The sequence below is a fragment of the Crenobacter luteus genome (genome assembly GCF_004345725.1).
Lineage (GTDB): Bacteria > Pseudomonadota > Gammaproteobacteria > Burkholderiales > Chromobacteriaceae > Crenobacter > Crenobacter luteus.
Genome location: NZ_SLXG01000016.1, coordinates 35884 through 50858, shown reverse-complemented (window position 1 = coordinate 50858; position 14975 = coordinate 35884). Strand labels below are relative to the sequence as shown.

Below are 14975 nucleotides of genomic sequence, written 5' to 3'. Positions count from 1 at the left end.
ATGCGTCTTGCCCGTTTCATCAAAATCGCCTCGACCTTTTACCGTTACGGCCTCGACGAATTCTTCGCGGGCCGGCCGCGTCTCAGGCTGATCCACGGCCTGATACGGCTCGCGCCGATCCCGCGCGACCTGTCGCAGCCCTTGCCGGTGCGCGTGCGTCTCGCGCTCGAGGCGCTCGGCCCGATCTTCGTCAAGTTCGGCCAGGTGCTGTCGACGCGGCGCGACCTGCTGCCGGCAGACTACGCCGACGAGCTGGCGCGCTTGCAGGACAAGGTGCCGCCGTTCCCGGGCGAGGAGGCGCGCCGCGTCGTCGAAGTCAGCCTCGGCCAACCTTTGGAGGCGATCTACGCCGAATTCAACCTCGCGCCGGTCGCCAGCGCCTCGGTCGCGCAGGTGCACTACGCGCGGCTGCGCCAGCCGGACGGCACGCCGGGGCGCGAGGTCGCGGTCAAGGTGCTGCGCCCCGGTATCGCGCCGGTGATCGCGCAGGACCTGGCGCTGATGGCGACGCTGGCCGGCCTGGTCGAGCGCTACCTGCCCGACGGCAAGCGGCTGAAACCGCGCGAGGTGGTCGCCGAGTTCGACCGCCACCTGCACGACGAGCTCGACCTGATGCACGAGGCCGGCAACGCCTCGCAGCTGCGGCGCAACTTCGTCGGCTCCGACCAGCTGATCGTGCCCGAGGTGTACTTCGACTATTGCTCGCGCAACGTGATGACGATGGAGTGGATGCGCGGCATCCCGGTGTCGCAGATCGACGCCTTGCGCAACGCCGGCGTCGACCTGAAAAAATTGAGCCGCTTCGGCGTCGAGATCTTCTTCACCCAGGTGTTCCGGCACGGTTTCTTCCACGCCGACATGCACCCGGGCAACATCTTCGTCGCGCCGGACGGCCGCTACATCGCGCTCGACTTCGGCATCGTCGGCTCGCTCACCGAAACCGACAAGCACTACCTGGCGGTCAACTTCCTCGCCTTCTTCAACCGCGACTACCACCGCGTCGCCACCGCGCATATCGAGTCGGGCTGGGTGCCGAAGGACACGCGCGCCGAGGAACTGGAAGCGGCGGTGCGCACCGTGTGCGAACCGATCTTCGAGAAGCCCTTGAGCCAGATCTCGTTTGGCCTGGTGCTGCTGCGTCTGTTCGAGACCAGCCGCCGCTTCAACGTCGAGATCCAGCCGCAGCTGGTATTGCTGCAAAAGACCTTGCTCAATATCGAGGGCCTGGGGCGCCAGCTCGACCCGGACCTCGACCTGTGGGCGACCGCCAAGCCCTTCCTCGTCAAGTGGATGAACGAGCAGGTCGGCTGGCGCGGTCTCGTCAAGACGATCAGGAACGAGGCGCCGAACTGGGCGAGCACGCTGCCGGCCTTGCCGAGGAAGATCAACGAGGCGCTGTCGGCCAACCACGCCGAGCTCTTGATCGCCGGCTACACGCAGCTGATGCGCGAACAGAAGCGGCAGAACTTCCTGTTGGGCGTGATCGCGCTCCTCTTGCTCGGCCTGTTGTTCTGGCGCTGAGCGCGGGGGCGGGGCGACGGGGCAGGGCCGGGCATTGCGCCCGGCCCTTTTCTTGGCGCGCGCCCGGCGCCCGGCAAAAAGCTTGGCCGAGCCCGCGTCGCGGGGCTCGGCCAAGCTTTTGGCTTTTGTGGCGGTTCGGGGGCCGCTCAGGTCAGCAGCAGCGCGACCACCTTGCGGTCCTCGGCCATCAGGATGTTGAAGGTGCGGCAGGCGGCCTGGGTGTCCATCACGTCGACGCCGACGCCGTGCTCGGTCAGCGCGGCGGTCAGGCGCGGGTGCGGAAAACGGATCGTCTTGCCGCTGCCGAACAGTACCACCTCGGGCGCGAGCGCGGCGATGGCGGCGAAGTGCTCGGCCTCGAGCGCGTCGAAGCTGGCCGGCGCCCACGGCGCGACGCTGTCGGCGGTGACGACGAGGCTGCCTTCGTGGCGCTCGGCGTTGATCAGCACGAAGCCGTCGCCGTAGCCGGTGAACAGGTTGCCGTTGAGCTTGGATTGATGCAGTTTCATGGGGCAGGGTCTCGCTTTGGCTGGGCGCGCCGCCGCCGTCGACAGGTTCGTGCAGCGCACCACGGATTCGGATACGATTATACCCGCCCTGGCGCCCACGCGGCCCGTGCCGGCCAGGACTTCGCACCACCCATCGGACATCAACCTATACAGCCGCTTCGTCAGGCGGCGTCGACAAAGATCGGTAAGCCAGCATGCAGCCCGTCCACAAATCGCAGAAACTCGCCAACGTCTGTTACGACATCCGCGGCCCGGTGCTCGAGCACGCCAAGGCGATGGAGGAAGAAGGCCATCGCATCATCAAGCTGAACATCGGCAACCCGGCGCCGTTCGGCTTTTTCGCGCCCGACGAGATCATCGAGGACATGATCGCCAACCTGCAGAACGCCTCGGGCTACACCGACTCGAAGGGCTTGTTCTCGGCGCGCAAGGCGATCATGCACTACGCGCAGGAAAAGCAGCTGCCGGGCGTCGGCATGGAGGACATCTACATCGGCAACGGCGTGTCCGAGCTGATCGTGATGGCGATGCAGGCGCTGCTCGACAACGGCGACGAGGTGCTGGTGCCGGCGCCGGACTACCCGCTGTGGACGGCGGCGGTCAGCCTCGCCGGCGGCCGCGCAACCCACTACCGCTGCGACGAGTCGGCCGGCTGGCTGCCCGACCTTGACGACATCCGCGCCAAGATCACGCCGACCACGCGAGCCATCGTCGTCATCAACCCGAACAACCCGACCGGCGCGCTGTACCCGGACTGGATCCTCGCTGGGCTAGTCGAGATCGCGCGCACCCACCAGCTGATCATCTACGCCGACGAAATCTACGACAAGGTGCTGTACGACGGCGCGAAGCACACCTCGATCGCCAGCCTGGCGCCCGACGTCTTGTGCGTCACCTTCAACGGCCTGTCGAAGAACTACCGCGCCTGCGGCTTTCGCGCCGGCTGGATGAGCGTGTCGGGCGAGAAGAAGCACGCGCGCGACTACATCGAGGGGCTGAACATGCTCGCGTCGATGCGGCTGTGCGCGAACGCGCCCGGCCAGTACGCGATCCAGACCGCGCTGGGCGGCTACCAGAGCATCGACGACCTGGTGCTGCCGACCGGCCGCCTCGGGCGCCAGCGCGACCTCGCGTACAAGATGCTGACCGAGATCCCCGGCGTCTCCTGCGTCAAGCCGCAGGGCGCGCTCTACCTGTTCCCGCGCCTCGACCCCGAGATGTACCCGATTGTCGACGACCAGCAGTTCATCCTCGAATTGCTGCAGCAGGAGAAGGTGCTGCTGGTGCAGGGCACCGGCTTCAACTGGATCGCGCCGGACCATTTCCGCGTCGTGTTCCTGCCCAATACCGACGACCTGACCGAGGCCTTCGGCCGTATCGGCCGCTTCCTCGAGGACTACCGCCGCCGCCACGGCACGCTGTAGTCCCGGAGCGGCCCTCTCGCAGGGCCGCCCGGCGAGCCGCCGCTAGGCGCAGCGGCTCGCCAGGCGGTCTTGAACTGCCAGACCATTAGACGAACCAGGGAGAATTCGATGAAGCCGATCCATGTTGGCCTGATTGGCGCGGGCACCGTCGGCGGCGGCACCGCCACCGTGCTCAAACGCAACGCCGCGGAAATCAGCCGCCGCGCCGGCCGCGAGATCCGCCTGTTCATGGCGGCCGACCGCGACCTCGTGCGCGCGCGCGAGGTGTGCGGCGACGACGTGCTGCTGGTCGACGACGCCTTCGCCGTCGCCACCCACCCGGAAGTCGACATCGTGGTCGAGCTGATCGGCGGCGACACCGTCGCCAAGGAGGTCGTCCTCAAGGCGATCGAGCACGGCAAGCACGTGGTCACCGCCAACAAGAAGCTCTTGGCCATCCACGGCAACGAGATCTTCGCGAAGGCGCAGGAGAAGGGCGTCACCGTCGCCTTCGAGGCGGCGGTCGCCGGCGGCATCCCTATCATCAAGGCGCTGCGCGAGGGCCTGTCGGCCAACCACATCGAGTGGATCGCCGGCATCATCAACGGCACCTCGAACTTCATCCTGACCGAGATGCGCGAGCAGGGCAGCGACTTCGCCGACGTGCTCAAGGAGGCGCAGCGCCTGGGTTACGCCGAAGCCGATCCGACCTTCGACGTCGAGGGCCACGACGCCGGCCACAAGCTGACCATCATGGCCGCGCTCGCGTTCGGCATCCCGATGCAGTTCGACAAGTGCTACCTCGAGGGCATCAGCCGGCTCGACGGCCGCGACATCAAGTACGCCGAGGAACTGGGCTACCGCGTCAAGCTCTTGGGCCTGACGCGCCGCACCGACAAGGGCGTCGAGCTGCGCGTGCACCCGACGCTGATCCCGGAAGGGCGCCTGATCGCCAACGTCAACGGCGTGATGAACGCCGTGCTGGTCAAGGGCGACGCCGTCGGCCCGACGCTGTACTACGGCGCCGGCGCCGGTGCCTTGCCGACCGCGTCGGCCGTGGTCGCCGACATCGTCGACGTGACCCGCCTGGCGACCGCCGACCCGGAACACCGCGTGCCGCACCTGGCGTTCCAGCCGGACCAGTTGCAGGACCTGACCATCCTGCCGATCGCCGAGGTCGTCAGCAGCTACTACCTGCGCATCGAGGCGGCCGACCGCACCGGGGTCCTGGCCGACATCACCCGCCTGTTGGCCGAGCAGGGCATCTCGATCGAGGCGGTGATCCAGAAGGGCGTGAATCCGGCCGCGCCGGCCGAGGTCGTGCTGCTGACCCACCGCGTCGAGGAGAAAAAGGTCGACGCCGCGATCGCCGCGATCGAGGCGCTCGAGTCGGTGGCGGGCAAGGTAGTGCGCATCCGCATGGAAGAACTCAATGGCTAAGGCCTTCATCGCCGCCGCCGCGGCGCTCGTCGCCCTCGCCGGCGGCGTCGCCGCCGAACCGTTGGCCGGGCAGGGTCGCGAGATCACGCAGAAGGGCCTGACCCTGCTGTGCGTGAACAAGGCGCAGGATTCGAGCTGGGGCAAGTTGCTGACCGGTTCGAACCCGCAGCGCGTGTGCGGCTGTACCGCCGAGCGCGTCAGCGCCGCGCTGTCCAAGGAGGATGTGATCGGCATCATCGGCGGCGAGATCAAGGTCAAGGAGGACGCCCGCCTCAAGGGCCTCCTCGAGCGGGCGGCGCTCGCCTGCAGCTTCAAATTTCGGTAAGGAATCATGCGCTACATCAGTACCCGCGGCGGCCTCGCGCCGCTGCCGTTCTCCGACACCATCCTGATGGGCCTCGCGCCCGACGGCGGCCTCGCGCTGCCGGAAAGCTACCCCAAGGTTGGCCGAGCCCAGCTCGACGCCTGGCGCGACCTGTCGTACGCCGAGCTGGCCTTCGAGATCATCAGCCTGTTCGCCGACGACATCCCGGCGGCGGACCTCCGCGACATCGTCTCGCGCACCTACACCGCCGAGGTGTTCGGCTCGGCCGACATCACACCGGTCAAGCGCCTGAACGACGGCCTCGTGATCCTCGAACTGTCCAACGGCCCGACGCTGGCGTTCAAGGACATGGCGATGCAGTTGCTCGGCAACCTGTTCGAGTACGTGCTGGATAAAAAAGGCGAGCAGCTCAACATCGTCGGCGCCACCTCGGGCGACACCGGCAGCGCCGCCGAATACGCGATGCGCGGCAAGCACAACGTCAACGTGTTCATGATGTCGCCGGCCGGCAAGATGAGCGCCTTCCAGCGCGCGCAGATGTACAGCCTGATGGACGCGAACATCCACAACCTCGCGATCGAGGGCGTGTTCGACGACTGCCAGGACATCGTCAAGGCGGTGCAGAACGACCACGCCTTCAAGGCCAAGTACAAGATCGGCACGGTCAACTCGATCAACTGGGCGCGCGTCGTCGCCCAGGTGGTGTACTACTTCAAGGGCTATTTCAACGCCACCGACAGCAACGAGCAGAAGGTCAGCTTCTGCGTGCCGTCGGGCAACTTCGGCAACGTCTGCGCCGGCCATATCGCGCGCCAGATGGGTCTGCCGGTCGAGCGCCTGATCGTCGCCACCAACGAGAACGACGTGCTCGACGAGTTCTTCCGTACCGGCGTCTACCGTCCGCGCGCGAGCAGCGAGACCTACATCACCTCCAGCCCGTCGATGGACATCTCCAAGGCGTCCAACTTCGAGCGCTTCGTGTTCGACCTGGTCGGCCGCGATCCGCAACAGGTGCGCGCGCTGTGGGCCAAGGTCGACTCGGGCGAAGGCTTCGACCTGTCGGCGAAGTTGGCCGAGGTGCGCGAGCGCTTCGGCTTCGTGTCGGGCAAGAGCAGCCACGAAGACCGCCTGGCGACCATCCGCCGGGTCGACGCCGAGGACGGCGTCGTGGTCGACACCCACACCGCCGACGGCATCAAGGTCGCGCGCGACGTGCGCCAGCCGGGCGAGATCGTGGTGTGCCTCGAGACCGCGCTGCCGGCCAAGTTCGCCGACACCATCGTCGAGGCGCTCGGCAAGCAGCCGCCGCGTCCGGCCGGTTTCGACGGCATCGAAGACCTGCCGCAGAAGGTGACCGAGTTCGGCGCCAACGCGGTCGGCGAGGTCAAGGCCTATATCGAGCGCGCCTTGAGCGCCTGATCGTCCCGCTCGGCCAAGCTCGGCCGGCAGACGCCGACGGCCGCCTTCGGGCGGCCGTTTTTCATGCGCGGCGAAGCGCCGTAGAATGGACGCCATGAAGACTTCGCGACTGTTGGCGGCGACGCTGTCCTGCGCGTTCGCCGTCCCCGCCCTGGCCAGCGGCGGCTGGGCCGCGCTCGACGCGCCGGTGCGCGCCTTCCTCGACGCCGAGCTCGCGCCGCGCGGCGTGAGCTACCAGCTCAGACGGCCGGCGGGCCGCCTCGCGCTGCCGGCCTGCGCGGCGCCGCAGGTGTCCTGGCCGGCCGGCGCCGCGCAGAGCGGCAACACCTTCGTCGAGGTCGGCTGCGCCGCCGCCGGCTGGCAGCTGCGCTACCCGGTTTCGATCGGCGAGGCGCGCGTCGGCGTGGTGACGACGCGGCGCATCCAGGCCGGCGAGACGCTGAGCGCCGCCGACCTGAAGCTCGCGCCGCTGCCGAATCCGGCGCTCGGCGGCCAGGTGCTCGATGCCCCCGAGGCGGCGGTCGGCCAGGTGGTCAAGAGCGGTCTGCCCGAGGGCGCGTGGCTGCGCCGCTTCATGCTCGTCGCGCCCATCGTCGTGCGCAGCAACCAGCCGGTGCTGGTGCGCGCGCAAAGCGACGGTTTCGTCGTCAGCGCGCAGGGCAAGGCGCTCGGCAACGCGGCGGCCGGCGACGAGGTATCGGTGCGCATGCCGTCGGGCCGTCAGGTGCGCGGCCGGGTACAGGCGGACGGCAGCGTCAGGCTGCCGTTTTGAGAAAAAGCTCAAGCTGCGCCGTTTCGCGCCGATAATGAGGACATGGAATTGCTGCATAAGGTTTTGCCATGAAAATCGACACCCTGGGCAAGGCCCTGGCGAACTACACCGGGCCGACCAAGTCCGCGCCGCGCGAGCCGGTCAGGGCCGACGCCGCGCAAGACAGCGTCGAGATCAACCCGCTGGCGAGCAAGATAGGCCGTATCGAGCGTAGCCTCGGCGCCGAGCCGGGCTTCGACGCGGCCAAGGTCGACGCGATCAAGCAGGCGATCGCCGAGGGCCGCTTCGAGATCGACGCCGGCGCGATCGCCGACAAGCTGATCGACAGCGCCCGCGAACTCCTGGGCCGCTGACCGTCCCCACCCTTTGCGCGCCCGCCGCCGTGGCGGGCGCGCGTCCTTGCCACGGAAGCCACCGATGAACGACGCCGCCGAACATTTCGCCGCGCTGTGCCGCGAGGAGGCCGGCCTGCTGGCCGCGCTGTCGCAGACGCTGGAGGACGAGCAGCGCGCGCTGCTCGGGCGCGACGCGCAGGCGCTGCTCGCGCTGTCCGAGCGCAAGGCCGCGCAGCTGGCCGCGCTGGCTGCGCCGTCGCGCGCGCGCGCCGACGCGATGCGCGCCGCCGGCCTTGGCGACGCCGCGCGCCTGCACGCCTGGCTCGCCGGGCGGCCCGACGCGCTCGCGGCCTGGGAGGCGCTCGAGCTGGCGCTGGCGCGCGCGCGCGCGCTCAACGCCCACAACGGCGGGCTGCTCGGCCAACGTCTCGACCAGGTCGAGGAGGCGCTGACGGTGCTCAAGAGCGCGGCGGCGGCCACCGTCAGCTACCACCGCGACGGCAGCCAGGGCGCGGTGCTGTCCGGCGGCCGCCACCTGGGCTCGGCCTGAAGACCGCTTCGCGCGCGCGTTGCCGCTGGCGAGCGGCGCCGGCCGTCGTCCGCGCCGGCGGCGCATCGGTGGGCGCGGCGTCCTCCTTGTGGTATCTTCGGTCCCGGGCCACACAAGAACCCTAAGCATCCATGACCCTGTTATCGCTGATCGTGGCGCTGGCGCTCGAACAGTTGCGTCCGCTGGGCAACCGCAACCGCGTCTGGCACCTGTTCATCCGCTACGCCAACCACCTGGAACGCACGCTCAACGCCGGCTCCAACCGGCACGGCGTGGTCGCGTGGCTCGTCGCCGTGCTGCCGCCGGTGCTCGTCACCCTCGGCGTGTACTGGGCGCTCTACGCCCTCACCCCGATCTTGGCCTTCGCGTGGAACGTGCTGGTGCTCTATCTGACGATGGGCTTCCGCCACTTCTCGAGCGCGTTCTCCGAAATCTCGCAGGCGCTGGCCGAGGGGCGCGACCTCGACGCGCGCCAGACGCTCGCGCAGTGGACCGGCCAGCCGACCGCCGAGCTGTCGGTCGGCGAGATTTCGCGGCTGGCGATCGAGCAGGGCGTGGTCGACAGCTACCGCCACGTGTTCGGCACCATGTTCTGGTTCGTGTTGTTGCCCGGCCCGGTCGGCGCGGTGCTCTATCGCCTCGCGCTGATGCTGGGGCACAAGTGGGGCGAGCGGCTGCAGGACGAGGACCGTTTCGGCCGCTTCGCCGGCCGCGCGCTCGGCTGGCTCGACTGGCTGCCGGTACGGCTGACCGCGGCGAGCTTCGCGGTGATGGGCGACTTCGAGGACGCGGTGTACTGCTGGCGCTCGCAGGCCCGCACCTGGGGCAACTACGCCAACGGCATCCTGCTCGCCTCGGCGGCCGGCGCGCTCGGCGTCAAGCTCGGCGACCCGCTGCGCCAGGACTACACGGTCAAGTTCCGCCCCGAACTCGGCGTCGGCGACGAGGCCGACCCGAACTACCTGAAGAGCGCAGTCGGCCTGGTGTGGCGCACGGTGCTGCTGTGGCTGGCGGCGATCTTCCTTCTGAGCCTCGCCCAGCAACTGGGTTGAGCCGCTGCCATTGATTGAATGAACTGCACGGGTGCGTCGTCCGGATGACGGAAGGCGCACCCGGCTTTGTTGTCAGGAGTCCGACATGTCCTTTGCCGAGCTAGGCCTGGCGCCCGAGATCCAGCGGGCGATCGAGGAGCTGGGCTATTCGCAGCCGACGCCGATCCAGGCCGCTGCCATCCCCAAGGTGCTGACCGGGCGCGACCTCTTGGCCGCCGCCCAGACCGGTACCGGCAAGACCGCCGCCTTCATGCTGCCTATCCTCGAGCGGCTGAAGAAATTCGCCAATTCGAGCGCCTCGCCGGCGATGCACCCGGTGCGCGCGCTGATCCTGTCGCCGACGCGCGAGCTGGCCGACCAGATCGCGGTCAACGTCGCCGCCTATACCAAGTACCTGCCGCTGCGGCACGTCGTCGTGTTCGGCGGCGTCAACATGGACCCGCAGACCGAGGCGCTGCGCCGCGGCGTCGAGATCGTCGTCGCGACGCCGGGCCGCCTGCTCGACCATGTGCAGCAGAAGACCATCCACCTGAACCGCGTGGAAATGCTGGTGCTCGACGAAGCCGACCGCATGCTCGACATGGGCTTCATCAACGACATCCGCAAGATCCTCGGCCTGCTGCCGAAAAACCGTCAGACGCTGCTGTTCTCGGCCACCTTCGCGCCCGAGATCAAGAAGTTGGCCGAGGACTTCATGCACTCGCCGGAGCTGGTGCAGGTCGCGCGCCAGAACCAGACCAACGAGCAGGTCGAGCAGCATGTGTACGCGGTCGACGCCAATCGCAAGCGCTACCTGCTGTCGCACCTGATCAAGACGCGCCAGATGAGCCAGGTGATCGTGTTCTGCAAGACCAAGCAGAGCGTCGATACGCTGGCGCGCGACCTCAAGCGCGACGGTCTGTCGGTCGAGGCGATCCACGGCGACAAGGCGCAGGGCGCGCGGCTGGAGACGCTGGCGGCGTTCAAGTCGGGCGACTTGCGCGTGCTGGTCGCCACCGACGTTGCCGCGCGCGGCCTCGACATCTCCGAGCTGCCCTTCGTCGTCAACTACGAGCTGCCGAACTCGCCCGAGGACTACGTGCACCGCATCGGCCGCACCGGCCGCGCCGGCGCGTCGGGCGTCGCGATCTCGCTGATGGGCGAGGACGAGGGCAAGCAGCTCGACGCGATCGAGAAGCTGACGCGCCAGACGCTCAAGCCCGAGCCGGTCGACGGCTTCTGGCCGTCGTGGATGCCGCGTCCGGCCAAGGCCGCCGAGCCGGCGCCGCGCCAGCCCGCGCCTGCCGCAGCGGCGGCACCGCGCGGCCAGGGCGCACAGCGTGGTAACGGCGCCGCCGCGAGCGCGGCGCTGTCCGAGCCGGCGGCGCCGCGCCGCGCGCTCGCCCGCCCCGGTGCGCGCCGCCGCGAGATCCCGGCGCTGCTCTTGCCGCCGCGCTACAAGGTCGAGGCGCCGCGCGGCGGCGGCCGCTGAGCGGGGCGTGACACGAAAAACGGGCAAGCTTGCGCTTGCCCGTTTTTTTGCGGCCGGTGTGGCGTTGGCCGAGCCCGGCCGCCTCAGCTACGCTGAATCAGGGCGACGGACAGCGCCGGCGCGCCGGCGACGATCGCGAACAGGCGGTCGATGTTCGGATGCTTGCCCGGATGCGCGCGCGCGTCGTCGCTGTGCTCGGCATAAAGCTCGATGCCGCGCGCGGCGGCGGCGGCGTCGATCGCGCCGAAAGTCTGGAACAGCGCGTGGTAGACGCGGACCGAACCGGCGGTACCCGGCTGGTTCGCCAGGCGCGCGACGAGTTCGCCGTTCGCGTCCCGCAGTTCCAGCGCCTCGAGGTGATCGCAGGCCGGCAAGGTGGCCAGCACGTCTTGAAAAAGGGCCATGACGTCGTTTCCTTGTGGTTGATGACAAACCCCGCATGCTAACGCGAACCGTCCCGATGCGACGCATTTTTTCCCGCCGCTTGCTGTTGCTCTTCGCCGCCGCCGTGGGCGGCGTTTTGGCGTGGGCGTGGTGGTGGCGCGGCACGGCGGTGACGGTCGAGGTCGCGCGTTTCGCGCCGCTGCTCGAAACGGTGGTATCGAGCGGCCGCGTGCGCGCGCCGGCCGAGACGTTGCTCGGGCCGACGCAGACGGCGCGCGTGACCGCGACGCCGGTCGCCGAGGGGAGGGCGGTCGCGCGCGGCGACGTGCTGCTGCGGCTCGAATCGGAGGAGGCGGCCGCCGCCGAGGCGCAGGCCTCGGCCAACCTTGCCGCGGCGCGCGCGGCGCGCGCCGAGGCCGAACGGCAGCTGGCGCGGCAGCGCGAGCTGTTCGCGCAGGGTTTCGTCAGCCGCGCGGCGCTCGACGCCGAGGGTCTGCGCGCCGAGCAGGCGCGGCGCCAGGCCGACGCCGCGCTCGCGCAGTTGTCCGCCAGTCGCAGCCGGCGCGGCCAGCTGACGCTGCGCGCGCCCGACGACGGCGTGCTGGTGCGCCGCGACGTCGACGTCGGCGACGTGGTCGCCGCCGGGCGCGGCGTGCTCGCCTTCGTCGCCGCCGGCGCGCCCGAGATCCGCCTCGACGTCGACGAGCGCCACCTCGCGCGGCTCGCGCCCGGCCAGGCGGCGCGCGTCGCCGCCGACGCCTACCCGGACGCGCCGTTCGACGCGACCGTCGCGCGCGTCGCCGCCCAGGTCGACCGCGACCGCGGCACGGTCGAGGTGGCGCTCGTGCCGCGCGCGCCGCCGGCCTGGCTCAAGTCGGGTATGACGGTGTCGGCCGAGCTCGTCGTCGCGCGCCGCGCGCGCGCGCTGCTGCTGCCGGCCGGCGCGCTCGTCCGCCACGACGGCGCCGCCGGCGTGCTGCTGCTTAACGGGCGCCGGCTGGTCTTTCGCCGCGTCGACGCCGATACGCCGCGCGACGGCCGCGTCGAGATCCGGCACGGCTTGTCGGGCGGCGAGCGGGTCGTCGTCGCGCCGCCCGGGCTCGCGCCCGGCGCGCGTGCGCGCGAGGTGTCGCCGTGAGCTTCGTCGTCACCGTCGCCTTCCGGCTGATGCGCGAGGGGCGCTTCCAGACCGCGCTGATCCTCGCCGGCGTGACGATCGGCGTCGCGGTGGTGGTCTACATTACCGCGGTGGTCGCCGGCCTGCAGGCCAACATCATCGACAAGACGCTGTCGACGCAGGCCCACCTGGTGCTCAAGCCGCGCGAGGACGAGAACCGTCGGCTCATCGCGCCGCCGGCCGGCGGCGCGGTGCGGGCCGAGGTCGAGAAACGCACGCAGCGCGAGAACACGATAGACGACTGGCAGCAGCGGCTCGACGCGGTGCGCGCGCTGCCGGGCATCGCGTCCGGCGCGGCGATCGCGTCCGGGCCGGGCTTCGCGACGCGCGGCGGGATCAACAAGTCGGTGTCGCTGATCGGCGTCGAGCTCGACGACTACGCGCGCATCGTGCCCTTGGCGCCCAAGCTGAAGGCCGGCGCGATCGCGCTGCCGACCGGCACGGTGATGATAGGCAGCGAGCTGGCGCGCGAGCTCGGGCTGGCGCCGGGCTCGCGGCTGCGGCTGCTGTCGGCGACCGGCGCGGCGCAGACCTTCACCGTCGGCGCGGTGCTCGACTTCGGTCTGCGCGACCTGAACCGGCGCTGGACGCTGCTGCCGCTGCGCGCCGCGCAGAGCCTGCTGGGCTACCGGCTCGAGGTCACCGAGCTGTACTTCCGCGCCGACAACCTGTTCGAGGCCGACGCGCTCAAGGCGCGCGCGCGCGCGCTGACCGGGCTGGACGCCGACAGCTGGCAGGACAACAACGCGCAACTGGTGGTCGCGCTCAGGAGCCAGAGCGCGTCGAGCATGATGATCCGCGTCTTCGTCACCTTCGCCGTCGCGCTCGGCATCGCCAGCGTGCTGGTGGTGTCGGTGGTCCAAAAGCAGCGCGAGATCGGCATCCTGCGCGCGATGGGCGCGCCGGCCTCGCGTATCCGCGCGATCTTCCTGCTGCAGGGCGCGCTGGTCGGCGGCGTCGGCTCCTTGCTGGGCACCGCGCTCGGCGCGGCGATGGCGGTCGGCCTCTCGCGCATCGCGATCACGCCGGATGGCAGCCCGCTGTTCCCGGTCGTGATCACGCCCGGACTGTTCTACGTCACCGCCGGCGTCGCCAGCGCGGTCGGCGTGCTGTCGGCGTTCGCGCCGGCGTGGCGCGCCGCGCGGCTCGACCCGGTCGAGGCGATCCGCCATGGCTGAGGTGATCCGGCTCGAGGGCGTGCGCAAGGGCTACGGCGGCGGCGAGGCGCCGTGGGTCGAGGTGCTGCACGGCGTCGACCTCGTCCTGCACGAGGGCGAGTTCGTCAGCCTCGCCGGGCCGTCCGGCTCGGGCAAGTCGACGCTGCTGAACATCATGGGCCTGTTGGAGCCGCCGAACGACGGCGCGCTGACCATCGCCGGCGAACGCGCCGAGGCGCTCGACGACGACGCGCGCACGCGGCTGCGCAACCGCTACCTCGGCTTCGTGTTCCAGTTCCACCACCTCTTGCCGGCCTTTTCCGCGCTCGAGAACGTGCTGATGCCGGTGTTCGCCGGCACGGGGCGGCTGCCCGCGGGCGCACGCGAGCACGCGCTGGCTTTGCTCGAGCGCGTCGGCCTGGCCGAGCATGCCGGCAAGCGGCCGGTGCAGCTGTCGGGCGGCCAGCAGCAGCGCGTCGCGATCGTGCGCGCGCTGGCGAACCGGCCGCGGCTGGTGCTGGCCGACGAGCCGACCGGTAACCTCGACACGCAGACCGCCGCCGAGGTGTTCGCGCTGATGCACGACATCAACCGCGAACAGGGCGTCACCTTCCTGGTCGTCACTCACGACGAGCGGCTGGCGCAAGACTGCCCGCGCAGGGTGAATCTGGTCGACGGCCGCATCGCGCCGTCGCCGGCGCTCGTCGGCTGAGGGGGGCGCGACGCGAAAACGCCTCGGCCAACCCATCAAGGGTTGGCCGAGGCGTTTTCGCGGCAAGGCGGGGCGCGGTTTAGGGCTGCTCGCCGGTCAGGTAGGTCTGGCTCAGGTGGCGGAAGCGCTCGTGGCCGGACGAGCGCAGCAGCTCGAACAGCACCATCTCGCGCGACACGATGTGCGCGCCGGCGTCGCGCATGCGCGCCAGGCCCAGCTCGTGGTTCTCGCGCGAGCGGCTGGCGACCGCGTCGGCGACCACGAAAACGTCCTTCTTGCCGGCGCGGCGCAGCTCGAGCACCGTCTGCAGCACGCACACATGCGTTTCCATGCCGCACACGATGATCTGCTCGCGCTCGAGCAGGCTGGCCGGCAGGCAGTCGGCCGCGACGCAGGAGAAGTGCCGCTTGTCGACCACGGTCGCGCCCGGCGCGGCGTCGAGCAGCGCCGGCAGCGTGTGGCCGAGGCCCTTCGGGTACTGCTCGGAAAACACCGTCGCGAGCCCGAGTTCGGCGGCGACCTCGACCAGCCAGCGCGCGCGCGCGACCAGACCGTCGGCGTCGAACACGGCCGGCACCAGTTTTTCCTGAACGTCGATCACCAACAGCGAGGCGCGTTCCAGTTCCATCAACATCGGCATGACTCCATCGAGATCGCCCGGGGCGGGAAACGGTAAACCGGCGGCGGCCGGCGAATACGTCGATTGTATTCGCCCACCGCCGCCGGTGCGAATGCGTAGGCGCCCGGA

The 14975-nt window shown here is 70.1% G+C and carries 16 protein-coding genes; 13 read left to right on the top strand and 3 right to left on the bottom strand.

What is annotated here, in order from left to right; all coding sequences use genetic code 11:
- Positions 1-1521, top strand: a complete 1521-nt coding sequence (gene ubiB, locus EV683_RS10295; protein ID WP_131862723.1) for a ubiquinone biosynthesis regulatory protein kinase UbiB — start codon at positions 1-3, stop codon at positions 1519-1521.
- Positions 1522-1667: 146 nt separating this feature from the next.
- On the opposite strand, the gene EV683_RS10290 is transcribed toward ubiB, so the two are convergent.
- Positions 1668-2030: an Mth938-like domain-containing protein gene (locus EV683_RS10290; protein WP_131862722.1), complete on the bottom strand. Its 363-nt coding sequence runs from the start codon at positions 2028-2030 to the stop codon at positions 1668-1670.
- A gap of 194 nt (positions 2031-2224) precedes the next feature.
- Between EV683_RS10290 and EV683_RS10285 the strand changes: the two genes are divergently transcribed.
- From EV683_RS10285 to EV683_RS10245, 9 genes are all read left to right on the top strand, one after another.
- On the top strand, positions 2225-3454 hold the full coding sequence (locus tag EV683_RS10285) for a pyridoxal phosphate-dependent aminotransferase (protein ID WP_131862721.1): 1230 nt from the start codon (positions 2225-2227) through the stop codon (positions 3452-3454).
- 108 nt (positions 3455-3562) lie between these two features.
- Entirely contained in the window at positions 3563-4873 is a 1311-nt protein-coding gene (locus EV683_RS10280; protein WP_066613421.1) for a homoserine dehydrogenase, read from the top strand.
- Positions 4866-5198, top strand: coding sequence for a hypothetical protein (locus EV683_RS10275; RefSeq protein WP_066613418.1), 333 nt, complete (start codon positions 4866-4868; stop codon positions 5196-5198). The genes EV683_RS10280 and EV683_RS10275 overlap by 8 nt, the downstream gene beginning before the upstream one ends.
- Positions 5199-5204: 6 nt before the next feature.
- Positions 5205-6617, top strand: coding sequence for a threonine synthase (gene thrC, locus EV683_RS10270; RefSeq protein ID WP_131862720.1), 1413 nt, complete (start codon positions 5205-5207; stop codon positions 6615-6617).
- Between the two features lie 94 nt (positions 6618-6711).
- The gene (gene flgA / locus EV683_RS10265; RefSeq protein ID WP_165916819.1) at positions 6712-7389 is read left to right on the top strand and encodes a flagellar basal body P-ring formation chaperone FlgA; all 678 of its coding nucleotides are present in this window, start codon (positions 6712-6714) and stop codon (positions 7387-7389) included.
- Between the two features lie 68 nt (positions 7390-7457).
- Entirely contained in the window at positions 7458-7742 is a 285-nt protein-coding gene (flgM, locus tag EV683_RS10260) for a flagellar biosynthesis anti-sigma factor FlgM (RefSeq protein ID WP_066613412.1), read from the top strand.
- A 64-nt stretch (positions 7743-7806) separates the two neighbouring features.
- Positions 7807-8274, top strand: a complete 468-nt coding sequence (locus tag EV683_RS10255) for a flagella synthesis protein FlgN (RefSeq protein WP_131862718.1) — start codon at positions 7807-7809, stop codon at positions 8272-8274.
- Between the two features lie 131 nt (positions 8275-8405).
- Positions 8406-9326, top strand: a complete 921-nt coding sequence (locus tag EV683_RS10250; RefSeq protein ID WP_066613407.1) for a CobD/CbiB family protein — start codon at positions 8406-8408, stop codon at positions 9324-9326.
- 85 nt (positions 9327-9411) lie between these two features.
- Positions 9412-10797 carry a DEAD/DEAH box helicase gene (locus tag EV683_RS10245; RefSeq protein ID WP_131862717.1) on the top strand — a complete coding sequence of 462 codons (1386 nt, stop codon included), beginning with the start codon at positions 9412-9414 and terminating at the stop codon, positions 10795-10797.
- A gap of 83 nt (positions 10798-10880) precedes the next feature.
- Here EV683_RS10245 and EV683_RS10240 read toward each other — a convergent pair whose 3' ends face one another.
- Positions 10881-11201 (bottom strand): DUF2322 family protein, encoded by a 321-nt coding sequence (locus EV683_RS10240; protein WP_066613401.1) that lies wholly within the window; start codon positions 11199-11201, stop codon positions 10881-10883.
- A gap of 56 nt (positions 11202-11257) precedes the next feature.
- Between EV683_RS10240 and EV683_RS10235 the strand changes: the two genes are divergently transcribed.
- The 3 genes from EV683_RS10235 to EV683_RS10225 are packed head-to-tail and all read left to right on the top strand — an operon-like array spanning position 11258 to position 14227.
- Positions 11258-12319, top strand: coding sequence for an efflux RND transporter periplasmic adaptor subunit (locus EV683_RS10235; RefSeq protein WP_165916818.1), 1062 nt, complete (start codon positions 11258-11260; stop codon positions 12317-12319).
- A complete protein-coding gene (locus tag EV683_RS10230; RefSeq protein WP_066613391.1) occupies positions 12316-13536 on the top strand; it encodes an ABC transporter permease in 1221 nt (406 codons plus the stop codon). Before EV683_RS10235 ends, EV683_RS10230 begins: the two co-directional genes overlap by 4 nt.
- Positions 13529-14227, top strand: a complete 699-nt coding sequence (locus tag EV683_RS10225) for an ABC transporter ATP-binding protein (RefSeq protein WP_066613389.1) — start codon at positions 13529-13531, stop codon at positions 14225-14227. The genes EV683_RS10230 and EV683_RS10225 overlap by 8 nt, the downstream gene beginning before the upstream one ends.
- A 79-nt stretch (positions 14228-14306) precedes the next feature.
- On the opposite strand, the gene EV683_RS10220 is transcribed toward EV683_RS10225, so the two are convergent.
- Positions 14307-14861 (bottom strand): hydrolase, encoded by a 555-nt coding sequence (locus EV683_RS10220; protein WP_131862715.1) that lies wholly within the window; start codon positions 14859-14861, stop codon positions 14307-14309.
- Positions 14862-14975: the final 114 nt, after the last annotated feature.

Excerpts from the sequence above, each read along its gene's own strand:
- ubiB (WP_131862723.1), top strand. The coding sequence starts at position 1 with ATGCGTCTTGCCCGTTTCATCAAAATCGCCTCGACCTTTTACCGTTAC.
- EV683_RS10290 (WP_131862722.1), bottom strand. The coding sequence starts at position 2,030 with ATGAAACTGCATCAATCCAAGCTCAACGGCAACCTGTTCACCGGCTAC.
- EV683_RS10285 (WP_131862721.1), top strand. The coding sequence starts at position 2,225 with ATGCAGCCCGTCCACAAATCGCAGAAACTCGCCAACGTCTGTTACGAC.
- EV683_RS10280 (WP_066613421.1), top strand. The coding sequence starts at position 3,563 with ATGAAGCCGATCCATGTTGGCCTGATTGGCGCGGGCACCGTCGGCGGC.
- EV683_RS10275 (WP_066613418.1), top strand. The coding sequence starts at position 4,866 with ATGGCTAAGGCCTTCATCGCCGCCGCCGCGGCGCTCGTCGCCCTCGCC.
- thrC (WP_131862720.1), top strand. The coding sequence starts at position 5,205 with ATGCGCTACATCAGTACCCGCGGCGGCCTCGCGCCGCTGCCGTTCTCC.
- flgA (WP_165916819.1), top strand. The coding sequence starts at position 6,712 with ATGAAGACTTCGCGACTGTTGGCGGCGACGCTGTCCTGCGCGTTCGCC.
- flgM (WP_066613412.1), top strand. The coding sequence starts at position 7,458 with ATGAAAATCGACACCCTGGGCAAGGCCCTGGCGAACTACACCGGGCCG.
- EV683_RS10255 (WP_131862718.1), top strand. The coding sequence starts at position 7,807 with ATGAACGACGCCGCCGAACATTTCGCCGCGCTGTGCCGCGAGGAGGCC.
- EV683_RS10250 (WP_066613407.1), top strand. The coding sequence starts at position 8,406 with ATGACCCTGTTATCGCTGATCGTGGCGCTGGCGCTCGAACAGTTGCGT.
- EV683_RS10245 (WP_131862717.1), top strand. The coding sequence starts at position 9,412 with ATGTCCTTTGCCGAGCTAGGCCTGGCGCCCGAGATCCAGCGGGCGATC.
- EV683_RS10240 (WP_066613401.1), bottom strand. The coding sequence starts at position 11,201 with ATGGCCCTTTTTCAAGACGTGCTGGCCACCTTGCCGGCCTGCGATCAC.
- EV683_RS10235 (WP_165916818.1), top strand. The coding sequence starts at position 11,258 with ATGCGACGCATTTTTTCCCGCCGCTTGCTGTTGCTCTTCGCCGCCGCC.
- EV683_RS10225 (WP_066613389.1), top strand. The coding sequence starts at position 13,529 with ATGGCTGAGGTGATCCGGCTCGAGGGCGTGCGCAAGGGCTACGGCGGC.
- EV683_RS10220 (WP_131862715.1), bottom strand. The coding sequence starts at position 14,861 with ATGTTGATGGAACTGGAACGCGCCTCGCTGTTGGTGATCGACGTTCAG.